General features: G+C 67.4%; 14 protein-coding genes and 1 pseudogene. 3 read left to right on the top strand and 12 right to left on the bottom strand.

Annotated elements, in window-relative coordinates; genetic code table 11:
• Positions 1–41: 41 nt before the first annotated feature.
• From DDQ50_RS04320 to DDQ50_RS04310, 3 genes are all read right to left on the bottom strand, one after another.
• The gene (locus DDQ50_RS04320; RefSeq protein WP_116755449.1) at positions 42–1,340 is read right to left on the bottom strand and encodes an ABC transporter substrate-binding protein; all 1,299 of its coding nucleotides are present in this window, start codon (positions 1,338–1,340) and stop codon (positions 42–44) included.
• Between the two features lie 105 nt (positions 1,341–1,445).
• Positions 1,446–2,591 (bottom strand): ROK family transcriptional regulator, encoded by a 1,146-nt coding sequence (locus DDQ50_RS04315; protein ID WP_116755448.1) that lies wholly within the window; start codon positions 2,589–2,591, stop codon positions 1,446–1,448.
• Positions 2,588–3,784: an ROK family transcriptional regulator gene (locus DDQ50_RS04310; RefSeq protein ID WP_240614229.1), complete on the bottom strand. Its 1,197-nt coding sequence runs from the start codon at positions 3,782–3,784 to the stop codon at positions 2,588–2,590. Before DDQ50_RS04310 ends, DDQ50_RS04315 begins: the two co-directional genes overlap by 4 nt.
• Positions 3,785–3,878: 94 nt before the next feature.
• On the opposite strand from DDQ50_RS04310, the gene xylA reads away from it, so the two are divergent.
• The 3 genes from xylA to DDQ50_RS04295 all read left to right on the top strand — a co-directional run bounded on the left by xylA (position 3,879) and on the right by DDQ50_RS04295 (position 7,377).
• Entirely contained in the window at positions 3,879–5,069 is a 1,191-nt protein-coding gene (xylA, locus tag DDQ50_RS04305; protein ID WP_116755447.1) for a xylose isomerase, read from the top strand.
• A gap of 132 nt (positions 5,070–5,201) precedes the next feature.
• A complete protein-coding gene (xylB, locus tag DDQ50_RS04300; RefSeq protein ID WP_116755446.1) occupies positions 5,202–6,629 on the top strand; it encodes a xylulokinase in 1,428 nt (475 codons plus the stop codon).
• An 85-nt stretch (positions 6,630–6,714) separates the two neighbouring features.
• Positions 6,715–7,377 (top strand): hypothetical protein, encoded by a 663-nt coding sequence (locus DDQ50_RS04295; RefSeq protein ID WP_116755445.1) that lies wholly within the window; start codon positions 6,715–6,717, stop codon positions 7,375–7,377.
• 63 nt (positions 7,378–7,440) lie between these two features.
• Here DDQ50_RS04295 and mmsB (DDQ50_RS04290) read toward each other — a convergent pair whose 3' ends face one another.
• From mmsB (DDQ50_RS04290) to chvE (DDQ50_RS04255), 9 genes and pseudogenes are all read right to left on the bottom strand, one after another.
• The gene (gene mmsB / locus DDQ50_RS04290; RefSeq protein ID WP_116755444.1) at positions 7,441–8,694 is read right to left on the bottom strand and encodes a multiple monosaccharide ABC transporter permease; all 1,254 of its coding nucleotides are present in this window, start codon (positions 8,692–8,694) and stop codon (positions 7,441–7,443) included.
• A gap of 27 nt (positions 8,695–8,721) precedes the next feature.
• A complete protein-coding gene (locus DDQ50_RS17655; protein ID WP_240614287.1) occupies positions 8,722–9,360 on the bottom strand; it encodes an ATP-binding cassette domain-containing protein in 639 nt (212 codons plus the stop codon).
• Positions 9,361–9,792: 432 nt separating this feature from the next.
• Positions 9,793–10,229, bottom strand: a pseudogene (locus tag DDQ50_RS17650) (ATP-binding cassette domain-containing protein); the annotation flags it as partial.
• Between the two features lie 132 nt (positions 10,230–10,361).
• Positions 10,362–11,489 (bottom strand): multiple monosaccharide ABC transporter substrate-binding protein, encoded by a 1,128-nt coding sequence (chvE, locus tag DDQ50_RS04280; RefSeq protein ID WP_240614228.1) that lies wholly within the window; start codon positions 11,487–11,489, stop codon positions 10,362–10,364.
• 127 nt (positions 11,490–11,616) lie between these two features.
• A complete protein-coding gene (locus DDQ50_RS04275; protein WP_116755442.1) occupies positions 11,617–12,318 on the bottom strand; it encodes a class II aldolase/adducin family protein in 702 nt (233 codons plus the stop codon).
• A 142-nt stretch (positions 12,319–12,460) separates the two neighbouring features.
• Entirely contained in the window at positions 12,461–13,498 is a 1,038-nt protein-coding gene (locus tag DDQ50_RS04270) for a LacI family DNA-binding transcriptional regulator (protein ID WP_116755441.1), read from the bottom strand.
• Between the two features lie 187 nt (positions 13,499–13,685).
• Entirely contained in the window at positions 13,686–14,894 is a 1,209-nt protein-coding gene (gene mmsB / locus DDQ50_RS04265; RefSeq protein WP_116755440.1) for a multiple monosaccharide ABC transporter permease, read from the bottom strand.
• Positions 14,891–16,438: a multiple monosaccharide ABC transporter ATP-binding protein gene (gene mmsA / locus DDQ50_RS04260; protein WP_116755439.1), complete on the bottom strand. Its 1,548-nt coding sequence runs from the start codon at positions 16,436–16,438 to the stop codon at positions 14,891–14,893. The genes mmsB (DDQ50_RS04265) and mmsA overlap by 4 nt, the downstream gene beginning before the upstream one ends.
• A gap of 96 nt (positions 16,439–16,534) precedes the next feature.
• The gene (gene chvE / locus DDQ50_RS04255; protein WP_116755438.1) at positions 16,535–17,659 is read right to left on the bottom strand and encodes a multiple monosaccharide ABC transporter substrate-binding protein; all 1,125 of its coding nucleotides are present in this window, start codon (positions 17,657–17,659) and stop codon (positions 16,535–16,537) included.
• Between the last annotated feature and the right edge of the window lie 142 nt (positions 17,660–17,801).

The raw sequence follows: 17,801 nt of genomic DNA, 5'->3' as shown, positions 1-17,801 counted from the left end.
GCGGTCCCGTCGGCCGCGAGGCCGACGGGACCGCGGACCGACTACTTGCGGAAGTCCTCGACGTACGAGTCGTAGCCGTCACCGAGCGTCGTGAGCACGCCGTCGGTGTCCTTCGTGCCGTTCAAGAGCTCCTGCAGGTTGGCGACGATGTCGTCGTAGAACGTCGGCGTGGGCCAGTCGGGGTAGAAGGCCAGACCGTCCTCCTCGTTGACCGCGTTGAAGCCCTCGATCAGCTCCTGGCTCTTCGGGTCCGTGATGTCGGCGACGTCGGCCGCGACGGGCAGACCGCCGTTGTTGCCGATCAGGGCCTGGATCTCGGGGCGCATCGTGATGTCGATGAACTTGTAGGCCAGGTCGGGGTTCTTCGCGTTCGCGGGGACGACCCACATGTTGCCGGCGGAACCGAGGCTCAGCTCGGACTCGGGGAACTGGAAGATGCCCCAGTCGAACGAGTCGATCTCGTCGACGAAGCGGCCGTACCACCAGCTGCCGGAGAAGAACAGCGGGCTCTCGCCGTTGATGAACGAAACTCCGGCGTCCTCAGCCTTCAGGCCGGTCGCGTCGGTCGAGATGTAGCCGGCGTCCGTCCAGTCGGTGAGGGTGTCGGTCGCGTAGGTGAGCGGCTCGCCGGTCCAGTCGACCGGGTTCTCGTAGAGCTGGTAGTCGTTGACCCACTGGCGGTCCGACTTGCTCAGCGCGAGCTGGTACCAGAGCTGCCCCAGCGGGTACTCGAGTGCCGCCTCCGCGAGAGGGGTGGTGCCGTCGGCGACGAACGCGTCCATAGCGGTCTCGAGCTCGGCGAGCGTGGTCGGGACCTCGATGCCCTTCGCGGCGAAGGCGTCCTTGTTGTAGTACATGGTCACGTACTCGCCGTAGTTGGGGATTCCGTACCAGTCGCCGGAGCCCATGACTCCGTCTTCGCTGTAGCGAGCGGTGGTCTGGAGCGCGGGGGCGAGCTTGTCCGCCCATCCGTACTCGTCGACGGCGTCGGTGATCGGGGTCAGCAGGCCCTGGCTGGCGAGGAGGCCGGCCGTCGCGTTGCCCTTGTTGTACTCGAGGATGTCGGGGGCCTGGTCGGAGTTGAGGACCTGGCTGGCGGTCGAGCGGATCTGCTCGAAGGCCTTCTCCTCGTACTCGACCTTGGCGCCGGTCTCCTCTTCGAAGACCTTGATCGCCTCATCCCAGGCGATGCCCATCGCGCTGTTCTGGGCTTCGAAGTGCCACAGCTTCAGAGTGTTGTCGTCTTCGCCGGACCCGGAGGCCGAGCAGCCGGCGAGCGCCAGGGCGCTGACCGTGAGAGCGGCGGCGGATGCAATCCACCGAGATCGCCGTGAACGCATAGAGAAGCTCCTTTGCTTGGGTGCTGTGTGCCGAGCGCCCTCTCTGGGAGCGCTCCCGGGTACAGCTTCAGGCACGGGATTTGATTTTGTCAAGCGACAAAACAATTACGAGGAGAGAACCGTGCGCATCGCCGATACCGCCGCCCCGCGAGCGTAGAGACCGAAGTCGAACCGGGGCCGCTCGATCCTCACGTCGTCGGGCGAGAGCTGCTCGAGATACTCGGCGAGCGCGCGAGGGACCTCCTCGGGCGCGAGGTCGAGCATGTCGAGCCCCTCCCCCATCACGCTCACGGCGCCGGGGTCGAACGCGTTGACCGACTCGGCGATCACGGCTCCCAGGGCGAAGGCCGCTCGGCGGAACGAGTCGAGCGCGACGGGATCGCCCTGGTGGGCGCGACTCACCGCGAGCGCGTACTCGCCGGGCGCGACGCCGGCGTTGTGCTCGATCGCGGGCATGGTGATGAAGCTGTGCACGCAGTCGGTGTGGCCGTTGTCGCAGACCCGCCCCGCGCCGCCGATCCGAGCGTGGCCCACCCGGCCGCTCCGCCCGTGCACGCCCTCCATCAGATCGCCGTCGATGACCACACCGCTGCCGATGCCGGCACCGAGGCCGTAGACCACGATCGACTCGTCCTCGTCGCCGCTGCCGAACCAGTGGTGGGCACCCGCGAGGGCGTGCACGTCGTTGGTGACGACGGTGCGGATGCAGGTGGCCCGCTCGACGAGCGAGCGCAGCGGGACCGGCGGGTCCCAACCGAGGAAGTTGGACCGTTCGACCACCTCGACCTCGCCCTGCCGGAGCACGTCGCCCGCGAGGCCGATGCCGATGACCGCGGGCACGGCGTGGTCGCCGAGGAGTTCATCGGTCACCTGGCGGATCAGGTCGACGACCGAGTCGGGGTCGCGGGAGGCGAGAGCCTCTTCGCGCCGGTCGATGACACTCGCCTCGAGATCGAGCAGCACCGCGTAGAGCGCGTCCCCCGTGAGCTTGATGCCGACGAACCGTGCAGCATCGGCCCGCAGGTGCAGCATCTCCTGCGGCCGTCCCCTCGTGACACTCGGCCGGGACTGCCCCTCGATGACGAAGCCGAGCTCGACGAGTTCGCGCACGATCCGAGTGAGGCTCGCACGCGACATGTCGATCCGCTCGGCGAGACGCACCCGCGACTCCTCGCCGTGGATCAGCAGTTCGAGCAGGACCCGGCGGTGCGATGCGGGGAGGTCGGGCCAGCTGGGGGGCGCCGCGCTCACGGCCGCCCCGACGGCCGCGAGGATGAGGAGGAGTCGCGTTCCATCGTGGCCAGCGGATCGGAGAGCACCGCCTCGAAGGCGAGCTCGGCGGCCCCGATGAACAGCAGGTCGGGTCCCAGCTCGGCGGGAACGACCTCGGCCGTGGCCATCGGCTCGCGCAGTGCGCTCGCGGCCACCTGGGCTCGCACGGTCTCGGGCGCGGTGGCGAGGAGCGAGGCGAGGAACCCTCCGAGCACGACGAGACGAGGGTTGAGGGTGGTGATGACGTTCGCGATCGCCACCGCGAGCACTCTCGCCTGCCGCTCGACCTCGGCGCGCACCTCGTCGGTCGCATCCTCGACGAGGCGTCGATGCAGCGTGCGCTCGTCTGCGCTGGTCAGATCGAGCGCACTCAGCAGGGCCGAGCGCTCGACCACGTCCTCGAGGCGAGCGGCCCCGTCGACGGTCGGCACCAGCATGTGACCGAACTCCCCCGCGTAGCCGTCGACCCCGCGCACCGCGCGGCCCTCCGACAGGACTCCGCCGCCGATGCCGCTGGCACCGCCGTTGAGGTAGACGAGGTCGTCGACGCCGCGACCCGCTCCGAAGATGCGCTCGGCGCGCGCACCGACGGCGGCATCGTTCGCGATGGAGGTCGGAATGCCGGTCAGCTCGGCGAGGTCGGCCGCGAAGGTCGACTCGGACCAGCCGAGGTGCGGGGCGTTCCGGACGATGCCGTCGACCCCGCTCACGAGACCGGGGACAGCGACCCCGATGCCGACCAGGACCGCGTCAGCACTCATCCCTGCGATGAGGTCCGCGACCAGTTCGGCGGAGATCTCGAGCGCCTCGTCGACCGTGACGGGAGAGGCCAGCTCTCGGCGGGTGCGCTGCAGCACCACACCGCCGAGCGTCACGGCAGCCGCGGAGACCGCGTCGAGCTCGGGGTTCAGCGCGATGGCGACGGCTCGACCGGTCGTCGCCGCCGTGGGGCTCGGCCTGCCGACGCCCCGAGGTTCTGAGCCGGTCGTCCACGATTCCTCGACCAGTCCGACGGCGGCCAGATCGGCGATGATCCCGCCGATCGTCGACCGGTTGAGCCCGGTCCGGCGGGTCAGTTCCGTGCGCGCCTGCGGCCCGCTCTGGTGCAGCATCGACAGAACGCGCGACAGGTTCGCCCTGCGCAGTTCATCGTTGTTGCGAGCGGTCTCCACGGCTTGACCTTATCGTTTGACACCTGCCCGCAGGGCGAATAAGTTGGCGCCTAGAACATTCTCACCGATGATGTTGAAACAGACAGGACCCACCATGGCTGACGCACCTACCCGCGCCGATAAGTTCTCCTTCGGTCTCTGGACCGTCGACTACACGGGAGCCGACCCGTTCGGCGGCCCGACCCGCAGCAACCTCGACGTCGTCCACGTCGTCGAGAAGCTCAACGAACTGGGTGCGTACGGCCTCACGTTCCACGATGACGACCTCTTCGCCTTCGGCTCGACCGACGCCGAGCGTCAGAACCAGATCGACCGCCTCAAGCAGGCTCTCGCCGACACCGGCCTCATCGTGCCGATGGTGACCACCAACCTCTTCAGCGCTCCGGTCTTCAAGGACGGCGGCTTCACCTCGAACGACCGCGCCATCCGTCGCTTCGCGCTCCGCAAGGTCCTCCGCAACATCGACCTCGCCGCCGAGCTCGGCGCGAAGACGTTCGTCATGTGGGGTGGCCGCGAAGGCGCCGAGTACGACTCCGCGAAGGACATCCGCCAGGCGCTCGAGCGCTACCGCGAGGCCGTCAACCTGCTGGGCGACTACGTGACCGACAAGGGTTACGACATCCGCTTCGCGATCGAGCCCAAGCCCAACGAGCCCCGCGGCGACATCCTGCTCCCGACGCTCGGCCACGCACTCGCCTTCATCAACAGCCTCGAGCGCCCCGAGCTGGTCGGCGTCAACCCCGAGGTCGGCCACGAGCAGATGGCGGGACTCAACTTCGCCGCCGGAATCGCGCAGGCGCTGTACCACGAGAAGCTCTACCACATCGACCTCAACGGCCAGCGCGGCATCAAGTACGACCAGGACCTCGTCTTCGGTCACGGCGACCTGTACAACGCGTTCGCCCTCGTCGACCTCCTCGAGAACGGCGGCCCCGCGGGCGGCAAGGCCTACGACGGTCCCCGCCACTTCGACTACAAGCCGAGCCGCACCGAGGACGAGACCGGAGTCTGGGACTCGGCCGCCGCGAACATGCGCAACTACCTCCTCCTCAAGGAGCGCGCTGCCGCATTCCGCGCCGACCCCGAGGTCCAGGAGGCACTCGAGGCCTCGAAGGTCACCGAGCTGTCGGTCCCGACCCTGAACGAGGGCGAGAGCTACGACGACATCCTCGCCGACCGTTCGGCGTACGAGGACTTCGACGCCTCGGCGTACTTCAACGGCAAGGGCTTCGGCTTCGTCCGCCTGCAGCAGCTCGCCACCGAGCACCTGCTCGGCGCGCGCTGACCCTTCGCACGAATCGGACCCGGCTCCGGCGTCTGCGGCTTCTGCCGTAGGGTCGGAGCCGGGCCTTTCTGCGCCGCCCGCCGGCGCTTGAACCAACTCCCGGGATTCACCCGCCTTCAGAGAAGAGAAGCAATGACGCTCGTCGCCGGTGTCGATTCCTCGACCCAGAGCTGCAAGATCGTAGTCAGGGACCTCGAGTCGGGTCAGATGATCCGCTCGGGTCGTGCGACGCACCCGGTCGGCACCGAGGTCGATCCCGCCGCCTGGTGGGCGGCCCTGCAGACGGCGATCGCCGACGCGGGCGGTCTCGATGACGTCGCCGCCATCTCGGTCGCCGGTCAGCAGCACGGCATGGTCGTGCTCGACGAGTCGGGCGCCGTCATCCGCGACGCGCTCCTCTGGAACGACACCCGCTCCTCCGCCGCTGCGAAGGCGCTCATCGAGGAGTTCGGCGCCGAGGATCTGATCAAGCGCACCGGCTCGACGCCCGTCGCGTCGTTCACCGCCACGAAGCTCCGCTGGCTTCGCGACGCGGAGCCCGAGAACGCGGCCAAGGTCGCCGCGGTCGCACTCCCCCACGACTGGCTGACGTGGCGCCTGCTGGGCTACGGCCCCCAGGGCGAGAGCCCGCTCGGTCCCGACCTGTCCGCTCTCGTCACCGACCGGTCGGATGCGAGCGGAACCTCGTACTGGAACCCCGGCGCTGGCGAGTACGACCGCGATCTGCTCGTCGCCGCCCTCGGCCACGACGCCGTCCTCCCCCGGGTCCTCGGTCCGTCCGAGCTCGCGGGCACCACAGTCGCCCAGGCCGACGCCGGCGTGCCGGAGGGCATCGTCGTCGGGCCCGGTGCCGGTGACAACGCGGGGGCCGCACTCGGTCTCGGTGCCGAAGAGGGCGATGTCGTCGTGTCCATCGGCACGAGCGGAACCGTCTTCGCCGTCACACAGGTCGCCTCCGCCGACCCGACGGGCACGGTCGCCGGATTCGCCGACGCGTCCGGGCTGTTCCTGCCGCTCGTCGCCACCCTGAACGCCGCGCGCATCCTCGACGTGACGACCGCGCTTCTCGGAGTCGACCACACGGCGCTCGGCGACCTGGCGCTCGAGGCCGCTCCCGGAGCCGACGGTCTCGTGCTCGTGCCCTACTTCGAGGGCGAGCGCACCCCCAACCTGCCCGATGCGAAGGCGACACTCTCCGGGATGTCCCTCGCGTCCACGACGCGCCCGAACCTGGCTCGCGCCGCGATCGAGGGCATGCTGTGCGCCCTCGCCGATGGGCTCGACGCCGTCCGCGCCGTCGGCCTCCGCGAGAAGCGCGTCCTGCTGATCGGCGGTGCGGCGCAGAACGACGCCGTGCAGGCGATCGCCGCGCAGGTCTTCGATGCCCAGGTCGAGATCCCCGAGCCCGGTGAGTACGTCGCCTCCGGTGCGGCGGTTCAGGCCGCGTGGGCGCTCACCGGCGTCCGCCCGGAGTGGTCGGTCAGCATCATCGCCCGTCCTGCATCCGACACCCGCCCAGAGATCCGCGAGGCCTACGCGGCCGCCCGCGCCATCTACTGACGCCCACCGGGGGCGTCCGAGCAGGACGTCCCCGCACGGCTGCCGTGAATGCGCCGGCGGTCCGCGTCGGCGTACGCTGACGGACATGTCCGATGTCTGGCAGCAGCTGCCGTTCAGTCAGCGCCGCGCCGGCGAGGACGAGTCGTCGGTCAGCAGCGACTGGCGCCCGTACACCGGGCGCACTCTGATGGCGCTCGCCTCGGCGCTCGATTCGCTGACCGACGAGCAGTGGGCGTCGGATGCGCTCACCCCGAGACGCGGGCACGGCCGACCGAGCGTCGCGGAGACGATCGCGGATCTCGTCCGCGCGTTGGAGCCGCGCGCACTGCTGAGGCGCGGCTCAGCGTCGGCCGTCGAACCGACGGAGATGACGGCCGCGCTGCGTCACCGGGGCGAGGAGTTCGCCGCCGGTTCCGGTCGGCGCGGTCTCGGCGCACTGACCGCCGTCGTCCAGCACGCCTACGACGTCACTGTGCCGCTGGAGGTCGCCGACCCGGTCGAGCCTCGCGCATCCGGTGCTGTCGCTCTCGGCCTGGCGGCCGCCGCCCCCACCCCGCTCCGCGGCGTACTGGTGGGTCGCTCGCTCGTCGCGGCCGACGCCGATTGGCTGATCGGAGCGGGACCCGCGATCCGGGGCACCGCGGGCGAGCTCGTGTGCTGGCTCGGCGGCCGCGACGTGACTCCGTTCTTCGACCGGCCGGGTGCGAAGCGCGCAGATTCCGCCGAGCCCGCAGACTCCTCCAGCTGACGCCGAAGCCCGCCGAAGGCGCTTCGGGGTGCCGCGGCGAGACCGCCGCAGCACCCCGAGGACTCAGCGTCCGCCCGAGCGGCGCTTGTTGAAGACGTCGAAGGCCACAGCCAGCAGGAGCACGAGGCCCTTCACCGCCTGCTGCCAGTCGCTTCCGATGCTCAGGATGGACATGCCGTTGTTGAGCACGCCGATGATGAATCCACCGATGATGGCGCCGCTGATCGTGCCGACACCGCCCTGCACCGCCGCGCCTCCGATGAAGGCCGCCGAGATGGCCTCCAGCTCGAAGCCGTCACCGGCCTGGGGACCGGCGATGTTGAGGCGTGCGGTGAAGATGACGCCCGCGATCGCGGCCAGCACGCCCATGTTGACGAACAGCCAGAAGTCGACGGACCGCGTCTTGATGCCCGACAGTTCGGCCGCGTGCCTGTTTCCGCCGATGGCGAAGATGTGCCGGCCGAACACGGTCCTGTTCGCGACGGTCGTGTAGATCAGCACCAGAACGCCCAGGATGATCAGCGTGACGGGGATGCCCTTGGCCGCGGCGAGCGAGTAGAAGAAGAACCCGATACCCGCCGACACCAGCACCAGCTTGGCGATGAAGAAGGCGAGCGGCTCGGTGTCCTGCCCGTACTTCTGACGCCCCACGCGCGTGCGCAGCTGCTGCACGATGAGCCCGATGATCGCGATCGCACCGACCGACAGGGTGACGAGGTCGAGCGACGACCTCGGCCCCAGGTCGATGGGGGCCAGCTCGATGAAGCCGTTCCCGAGGGAGCGGTACTCCGCGGGGAACGAGCCGATGTTCGAGCTGCCCAGCACGATCAGCGCAGCCCCGCGGAAGATGAGCATGCCCGCGAGGGTGACGATGAACGCGGGTATCCCGACGTAGGCGATCCAGAACCCCTGCCACGCGCCGACGATGGCGCCGACGAGCAGCGAGAGCAGGATCGCGAGCCACCAGTCGAGGCCCATCCGCACCGCGAACACGCCCGAGATCGCGCCGACGAACGCCGCGACCGAACCGACGGACAGGTCGATGTGGCCGGCGACGATGACGAGCACCATCCCGATCGCGAGGATCAGGATGTAGCCGTTCTGCACGATCAGGTTGGAGATGTTCTGCGGGCGGAGCAGGATGCCGTTCGTGAGCACTCCGAAGAGGGCGATCACCACGATCAGCGCGATGAAGATGCCGTTCTTGCCGAGGTCGGCGAGGATGTGGGCGATCGCCGCGGTGAACCGGTTCTGGGGCGGACCGATCTCCTCGGTGCCCACCGGGCCGCCTCCCGGACGGATTTCAGTGTTGGTCATGTCAGTTCCGGCTCCTCGTCGAGACCCTCATCGGGGTGCTTCCATGGTCATGTACTTGATGAGCACCTCGGGGGTTGCTCCTTCGATGGGCAGTTCGCCCGTGATCCTGCCCTCCGAGATCGCGTAGATGCGATCGCAGATGCCGAGCAGCTCGGGCAGCTCCGACGAGATCACGATGATGCCCTTGCCCTCGGCCGCGAGCCTGTTGATGATCGTGTAGATCTCGTACTTGGCTCCGACGTCGATCCCTCGGGTCGGCTCATCGAGGATCAGCACGTCGGGGTCGGAGTAGATCCACTTCGATAGCACCACCTTCTGCTGGTTGCCGCCGGACAGCTTGCCCGTCTTCGCCAGCACGGTCGGCGACTTGATGTTCATGCTCCTGCGGTACTCGTTCGCGACGTCGAACTCCTTGCCGTCGTCGATGAGTCCGAGCCGTTCGAGCTTCTTGAGCGAGGCGAGCGAGATGTTGCGCTTGATGTCCTCGATCAGATTGAGACCGTAGAGCTTGCGATCCTCGGTCACGTAGGCGAGCCCGTTCTCGATCGCCTCGGTGACCGTCCGGGTCTTGATCTCCTGGCCGTTCTTGAACACCTTGCCGCTGATCTTCGCGCCGTACGAACGGCCGAACAGGCTCATCGCGAACTCGGTCCGACCGGCACCCATGAGGCCGGCGATGCCGACGATCTCGCCCCGACGCACCGAGAGGTTGACGTTGTCGACGACGACCCGGCTCGTGTCCTGGGGGTGGTGGGCCGTCCAGTTCTCGACCCGGAGGATCTCGTCTCCGATCGACGGCGTGTGGTCGGGATAGCGGTGCTCGAGGTCCCGGCCGACCATGTCCTTGATGATGCGGTCCTCGCTCACCTCGTCCTTGGTCATCGTCTCGATGCTCTTGCCGTCGCGGATGACCGTGACGGAGTCGGCGATGCGTTTGATCTCGTTCAGCTTGTGGCTGATGATGATGCTCGTGATGCCCTGCTCCTTGAGCTGCAGGATCAGATCGAGCAGGTGATCGGAGTCCTCGTCGTTGAGGGCGGCCGTCGGCTCGTCGAGGATCAGCAGCTTCACGCGCTTGGACAGCGCCTTGGCGATCTCGACGAGCTGCTGCTTGCCGACGCCGATGTCCATGATCTTGGTCGTCGACTTCTCGCGCAGGCCGACGCGGGTCAGCAGCGTCTGCGCCTCCGCGTTGGTCTTCTGCCAGTCGATGAGGCCGAAGCGACCCTGATCTCGTTGTTGAGGAAGATGTTCTCGGCGATCGACAGATAAGGGCTGAGCGCCAGCTCCTGATGGATGATGACGATGCCCTTGGCTTCGCTGTCGCGGATGTTGCCGAGTTCGAGCGTCTCGTTCTCGAAGACGATGTCGCCGGTGTAGGTGCCGAACGGGTAGACCCCGGAGAGCACCTTCATGAGCGTCGACTTCCCCGCGCCGTTCTCACCGCAGATGGCGTGCACCTCGCCGCGGGCGACGTTCAGGGAGACGTTCTGCAGCGCCTTGACGCCGGGGAACTCTTTGGTGATGCTGCGCATCTCCAAGATGTTCGTAGTCATTTTCCGGATCCGACTCTTTCTGGTGGGGGCTGATCTTCCGGGCGGGGCTGATCCTGCAGGAGCCCGGTGGCGGCCGTCGGAACGGCCGCCACCGGACTCAGAGGTCGACTATCAGCCGTCGATCTCGTCCTGCGTCCAGTAACCGGTGTCGACCAGGGCGGACGTGACGTTCTCCTTGGTGACGATGACCGGGCTCAGGAGGTAGGACGGGACGACCTTCACTCCGTTGTCGTAGTCGGTCGTGTTGTTGACCTCGGGCTCCTCGCCGTTCAGGACGGCAATGGTCATCTTGACCGCTTCGGCAGCGAGTTCGCGAGTGTCCTTGAAGATCGTCGCGTACTGCTCGCCGTCGACGATGGCCTTGACCGAGTCGAGCTCGGCGTCCTGACCCGAGATGATGGGCCAGTCCGGTCCGACCGCGTAGCCGGCGTCGGTGAGTGCGGAGATGATTCCACGGCTCAGTCCGTCGTAGGGCGACAGGACCGCGTCGACCTGGGTGCCGTCCGAGTAGGTGGACGTGAGCAGGTCCTCCATGCGCGACTGGGCGTTCTCGAGCTTCCAGTCCTGCGTGGCGACGACCTGGAAGTCGGTCTGACCCGACTTCACGACGAGGGTCTTGTCATCGATGTAAGGCTGCAGGACGTCCATCGACCCGTTGAAGAAGAACGTGGCGTTGTTGTCGTCGGGCGAGCCGGCGAACAGTTCGATGTTGAACGGCCCTGCGGGGGCGTCCGGGAGAGCCTTGCCGTCGAGGTCGGTCAGACCGAGCCCGTTGAGCACCGAGTAGGCCTGCTGCTGGCCGACGAGGTAGTTGTCGAACGTCGCGTAGTAGCTCACCGCGTCGGTGTCGACGAGGAGTCGGTCGTACGCGATGACGGCGATGTCCTGGCTGGCTGCCTCTTCGAGGACGGTGGTCAGAGCCGATCCGTCCTTCGCGGCCACGATGAGGGCGACCGCACCCTTGGTGATCATGTTCTCGATCTGGCTGATCTGGGTCGGGATGTCGTCCTCGGCGTACTGGAGGTCGACGGTGAACCCTTCGTCCTCGAGCTGCTCCTTGACGTTGTTGCCGTCCGCGATCCAGCGCTCGGACGACTGCGTGGGCATCGCGACGCCGACGAGCTCGCCGCCGCCCGCTCCTGCGTCACCCCCGCCTGAGTCGCCGCCGCTGCTGCACGCAGCCAGCGAGGCGAGGAGTGCGCCAGCGGCCGCGAATGCGACCAGTGCCTTCTTCTTCACTGTGTTTCCTTTCGTTTTTCGCTTCGGACGCCGTTGTCGAGAGGCTTCCTGGGATGTCCCGGACACGCGGTCCGAGGTCTGGTGATCGGCGCCGGTGGCGTCCGATGGGTCGGAGTCGGCCCGCCCGTCATGCGGGAGCCGCCAATCGCGAGCCGGGTGCGTCGCGCGCCGCGAAGAGCGCATCGACATCGGTCTGCGCGAGCGCCTGCGGATCGCCGACTCCGCGGGCGAGATAGACGGCTCGCGCCACCTCCTCGACCTGGAGGGCCCGATCGACGGCGGCCCGTGCATCGGCACCGACGGTGAACGGTCCGTGTCCGCGCATGAGCACGGCCCGCGAGCGCGCCCCGGCCAGGACGTCGGCGATCGCGTGTCCGAGGGATTCGTCGCTCGAGGTCACGAGCGGACCCACCGGGATGTCGCCGCCGAAGCGGGCCGCAACGGTCGTGAGGACGCTCGGGATGGGCTCGGAGATGGCGGCCCAGGCGACCGCATAGGGCGAGTGCGTGTGCACGACCGCGCCGACCTCGGGCATCGTGCGGTACAGGTATCCATGAGCCGCCGCCTCGAGCGCGGGCGAGAGCTCGCTGCCCAGGCTGTCGCTGGCGACCACTCCACGCAGATCGCAGACGACCAGGTTCTCCGGTGCGACGTCGTCGTAGTGGACGTCGACGGAGGTGATGACCAGGAGGTCGGCCCCGGGGACGCGGACGGAGATCTGCGCCTCGTCGGAGGTGACCAGATCGCGACGGACGAGGTCGTGGTGGGAGCGGCTCAACTCGGCGCGGGCACGGACGATGGCGACTTCGATCTCGGGAGAGAAACCCACGTCAGCACCTCATCGTCCTGGTCACGTCGTCTTCGATGTGAACGGTCACATTGACCGGGGCAATACTAAGCCCAGCGCGCCTCAGGCTGTCAATCCCGGGTTCGGTCTCGCTTCGGTAACGCCCCGACGGGCCCGTGCGAGATCAGAATGCGGGATGGGAGGTCGAGTTCCTGACGATGAGTGCGGGGGTGATCGGCGGCCCCTGAGGAGCCTCGCCGGCGATCCTGCCGAGCAGCAGTTCGACGCAGCGGCGGCCGATCTCGGCGAAGTCCTGACTCACGGTCGTGAGGGGCGGCCAGAAGTGCGACGCCTCGGGGATGTCGTCGAACCCGACCACGCTGATGTCGCGCGGGCAGTCGAGACCGGCGTCGCGGATCGCGTGCAGCAGACCGAGGGCCATCTGGTCGTTCGAGGAGAAGACCGCTGTGAAGTCGCGGAAGCGCAGGAGCTCCGTGCCGGCGCGGTACCCGAAGTCGGCCGTCCAGTCCCCGAGGATCGGTGCGGTCGTCGGCACGTCGTTGTCGGACATCTCGGCGAGGAAGCCGCGCATCCTCGCCTCCGCCTCGATCCAGTCCTGGGGACCGGCCAGGTGGTAGATGCTGCGGTGTCCGAGTTCGATGAGGTGCCGGGTCGCGGCGCGGGCCCCCGCCATCTGGTCGACGTGCACCGCGTTCGCCCCCAGCTCGTGCGTCGATTGCAGCGTCACGTAGGGAACGCGGAGATTCATCCTCTCGATGGCGGAGAACACCCGCACCTGGGGCGCGATGATCACGATCCCCTCGACGGCCTGATCGATGAGGTGGTCGAAGGCGTCCACGATCGTGGCCTCGTCGGGATGCGGAGCGTTCGCGGTGACGACGGTGTAGTCCGCCTCGCGCGCGGCCGCCTCGACCGACTGGATGCTCGTGGAGGGCCCGTAGTGCGCTCGGGTCGAGGTCAGGATGCCAATGGTCCGCGACCGGCTGGTCACGAGCGCGCGGGCGGCCCGATTCGGTCGGTATTGCAGCTGCTCCATCGCGGCGAGCACACGGTCGCGGGTGGTGTCGCGGATGCTCGGGTGGTTGTTGAGCACCCGGGAGACCGTCTGGTGCGACACATCGGCCAGGCGAGCGACGTCGCGGATGCTCGCGGCACGGTCAGCGCCGCGTCCCGCCGACCCGTCGGTGCTCTCGGTGGACAACGCTGACCCTCACTGCTTCCGCAGTATGCGGCGGCGCGACCATTATGCACCGCGGGATATGTGACAGCCGACCTTGTCACATCGGGCGCTTCCGCCGGATGTGACAGTCACTTGGCGCTCTCCCGGTGTCGCGGAAACGACCGATGGGTCGGAACCCGGAGGTTCCGACCCATCGAACTGCGATCGATCAGCGGCCGGAGCGGCGCTTGCTGATCACGTCGAACGCGACGGCGAGGAGGAGCACGAGGCCCTTGATGACCTGCTGCCATGCGGCGTCGACCGAGAGGATCGACAGACCCTGGTTGAGGACACCCATGACCAGACCACCGATGACGGCGCCGATGACGGTACCGACTCCACCCTGGACCGCCGCACCGCCGATGAAGACCGCGGCGATGGCGTCGAGCTCGAAGCTCTGACCGGCCGAGGCGACGGCGCTACCGGCGCGAGCGGTGCTGACGACACCGGCGAGGCCGGCGAGCAGACCCATGTTGACGAAGATGAAGAAGTTGACCCACTTCGTCTTCACGCCCGACATCTGCGCGGCGAACAGGTTTCCACCCATCGCGTAGACGTGACGGCCGAACACCGTGCGGTTGAGGACGAACGAGTAGATCAGCACCAGCGCGGCGAGGATCAGCAGGATGATCGGGGTGCCGCGGTTGTAGGCGAGCAGGTAGCTCACGTACATGATCGCGAGGACCGCGATCGCGATCTTCACCCAGAAGGACACCGCACGCTCACGGGGCAGCTCGAGCTTGCGAAGCGTGGCGCGGGTGCGCAGCTGGCTGAACACCACGGCGAGCGAGGCGATGATGCCGATGGCGAAGGTCACCAGGTCGGGGCTGCCGGCTGTGGGGAGCGTGCCCGAGCCGATCGCGTTGAACTCCTGCGGCAGACCGCTGATCGTTCCGCCGGTGAGCAGCACGAGGGCGAGCCCACGGAAGACGAGCATGCCCGCCAGGGTCACGATGAACGCCGGTATGCCGACGAACGCGACCCAGAACCCCTGCCAGGCGCCGATCACCGCGCCGACGACGAGCGACAGGATGACCGCGATGTACCACGGCAGACCCCACGACTGCATCGAGAGGGCCGCGATGGCGCCGACCGTCGCGACGACCGAACCGACCGACAGGTCGATGTGGCCGGCGATGATGACGATGACCATGCCGATCGCGAGGATCAGGACGTAGGCGTTCTGCTGGATCAGGTTGCTGACGTTGCCCGGGTAGAGCAGACGGCCACCGGTGAGCACCTGGAACAGCAGGATGATGACCGCGAGTGCGGCGAGGATGCCGTACTGGCGCAGGTCGAGCCGGACGCGGCGGCGCGGCTTGCCGGGCTCGGACGGCGAAGCGGCGGGGCCCGCCTGCTCGGGGGCTGTCGTGGTCACTTGCTGGCTCCTTCGGTGCGTCCTGCGGTCATGTAGCGCATGAGGTTCTCCTGGGTCGCGTCCTCGCGGGACAACTCACCGGTGATGCGACCTTCGGAGATGGTGTAGATGCGATCGGCGAGGCCGATCAGTTCGGGCAGTTCGGACGAGATGACGATCACGGCTTTGCCCTGGGCCGCCAGCTCGTTGATGATGCCGTAGATCTCGTACTTGGCTCCGACGTCGATGCCTCGCGTCGGCTCGTCGAGGATGAGCACGTCGGGACCGGAGTAGATCCACTTGCTCAGGACGACCTTCTGCTGGTTGCCGCCCGAGAGCCTCCCGGTGAGCGCCGAGACCGAGGAGGTCTTGATGTTCATCTTCTTGCGGTAGTCCTCGGCCACCGCGTACTCGCGGTTGCGGTCGATGACCCCGAGCTTGGCGAGCTTGCCCAGCGCGGCCGCGGACACGTTGACCGTGATGCTGCCGATCAGGTTGAGGCCGTAGCGCTTGCGGTCCTCTGTGGCGTAGGCGAGGCCGTTCTTGATCGCCTCGTCGACGGTCTTGGTGGAGATCTCGACGCCGTCCTTGAACACCTTGCCGGTGATCGAGTTGCCGTAGGAGCGGCCGAAGATGCTCATGGCGAGCTCGGTGCGGCCGGCACCCATGAGGCCCGCGAAGCCGACGATCTCGCCCGCGTTCACGTGGAAGGAGGCGTCGTCGACGACCTTCCGGTTGACGTCGACCGGGTGGTAGGCGTTCCAGTGCTCGACCCGGAACTTCTCGCCGCCGATGTGCGGATCGCGCGGCGGGAACTGGTTGTCGAGCGAGCGTCCCACCATGTCGCGGATGATGCGGGTCTCGATCGAGTCGCTGTCCTCGACGGGGAACGCCTCGATCGTGGAGCCGTCGCGGATCACGGTCACCGTGTCGGCGATGGCCCGGATCTCCTTCAACTTGTGGCTGATGATGATCGAGGTGATGCCCTGCTCGCGCAGGTGGTTGATCAGGTCGAGCAGGTGGGCCGAGTCGTCGTCGTTCAGCGCGGCGGTCGGCTCGTCGAGGATGAGCAGCTTGACCCGCTTCGACAGCGCCTTGGCGATCTCGACGAGCTGCTGCTTGCCGACGCCCAGCTCGAGGATCTTCGTCGCGGGATTCTCATCGAGACCCACGCGGGCGAGCAGCTTGACCGCCTCGGAGTTGGTCTTGTTCCAGTCGATCACCCCGCCCTTCTGGATCTCGTTACCGAGGAAGATGTTCTCGGCGATCGAGAGGTAGGGGCTGAGCGCGAGCTCCTGGTGGATGATGACGATGCCGTCGTGCTCGCTGTCGTTGATGGAACGGTACGAGACCTCTTTGTCTTCGAACTTGATCGTTCCGTCGAAGCTGCCGTGGGGGTAGACGCCGCTCAGCACCTTCATGAGCGTCGACTTGCCTGCGCCGTTCTCGCCGCAGATCGCGTGCACCTCGCCGCGGGCGACGGTGATGCTCACGCCGTTCAGCGCCTTGACGCCGTTGAAGTCCTTGACGATGTCGGTCATCGTCAGGATCGGGTTGTTGCTCATGCTCTCTCCGAAGTCACCTGGCGTCTGCACCAGGGGTGTGTCACAAGGGTAAGTCGGCGGCGGCCCGTGAGAGCCGCCGCCGACTTGGTTTCGGAATCAGAGTCCGACGTCAGCTGCCTTGAGGAAGCCCGAGTCGATCAGAAGCGACTGCACGTCATCCTTCACGACCACCTGGGGGTCGAGCAGGAAGGACGGGACGACCTTGTTGCCGTTGTCGTAGGTCTCGGTGTCGTTGACCTCGACCTCGTCACCGGCGACGATCGCCTGGATCATCTTCTGGACCTGGTTGCCCAGCTCGCGGGTGTCCTTCCAGACCGTCATCGACTGACGGTCGGCGAGGATCGCCTCGACGTTCGCCTTGTCGGCGTCCTGACCCGTGATGATGGGCCAGTCCGAACCGGGCGTGTAGCCGGCCGACGAAAGCGACTGCTCGATACCGAGCGCGAGGCTGTCGTTCGGGGAGAGGACGACCTGGACCTTCTGGCCGCCGGTGTAGAACGACTGCAGACGGTTGTCCATCTCAGCCTGAGCGTCGTCCGAACCCCAACCGAGGATTCCGATCGACTTCCAGTCGTCGTTGGTCGCCGAGAGCTTGCCGGACGGGATCACGAGCTGGCCGCTCTCCACGTAGGGGAGCAGGACGTCCCATGCACCCTGGAAGAAGAAGCCGGCGTTGTTGTCGTCGGGGCTGCCGGCGAAGGGCTCGAAGTTGAACGGGCCCGCGCCGTCGGCGAGGCCGAGCTGGTTTTCGATGAACTGACCCTGGAGCTGGCCCACCTTGTAGTTGTCGAACGTGGCGTAGTAGTCCACCGCGTCGGTGCCGTTGATCAGACGGTCGTAGGCGATGACGGTGACGTCCTGCGACTTGGCGTCCTCGAGAGCCGGGCCGAGAGTCAGACCGTCGACAGCCGCGACCACGAGGATCTTGGCGCCACCGGCGACCTGGTTCTGGATCTGGCTGATCTGCTGGTCGGTCTTGTTGTCTGCGTACTGCAGGTCGACGGTGCAGCCGTCGTCTTCGAGCTTGGACTTGAGGCCTTCGCCGTCGTTGATCCAACGCTCGAGGCTGCGGGTCGGCATCGAGATGCCGACGTTGCAGTCGATGCCGCCGTCACCCTCGGCGCCGCCGCCGCTGGAGCCCGCGGGAGGTGCACATGCCGCCAGGCCGGCGACAACGCCGGTGGCGACCAGGACGGTCAGGAGTCTCTTCGCTCGTGACATGGTCTTCCTTTCGAGGAACTGTGATGCCGGACGAGAAGTCCGTGGAGGCACCAGTGCCTGGCATGTCAGAAGGCAGTCCGTCTCTGGCTGCCTGGATCGTGCTGAGCGCCGATTCCCCTCTGGAACCCTCGTGGGTCCGGAA

Source organism: Amnibacterium flavum (assembly GCF_003097495.1).
Classification (GTDB): domain Bacteria; phylum Actinomycetota; class Actinomycetes; order Actinomycetales; family Microbacteriaceae; genus Naasia; species Naasia flava.
The sequence above is the reverse complement of the archived record's forward strand: the minus strand, read 5'-3'. Positions and strand labels throughout refer to the sequence as shown.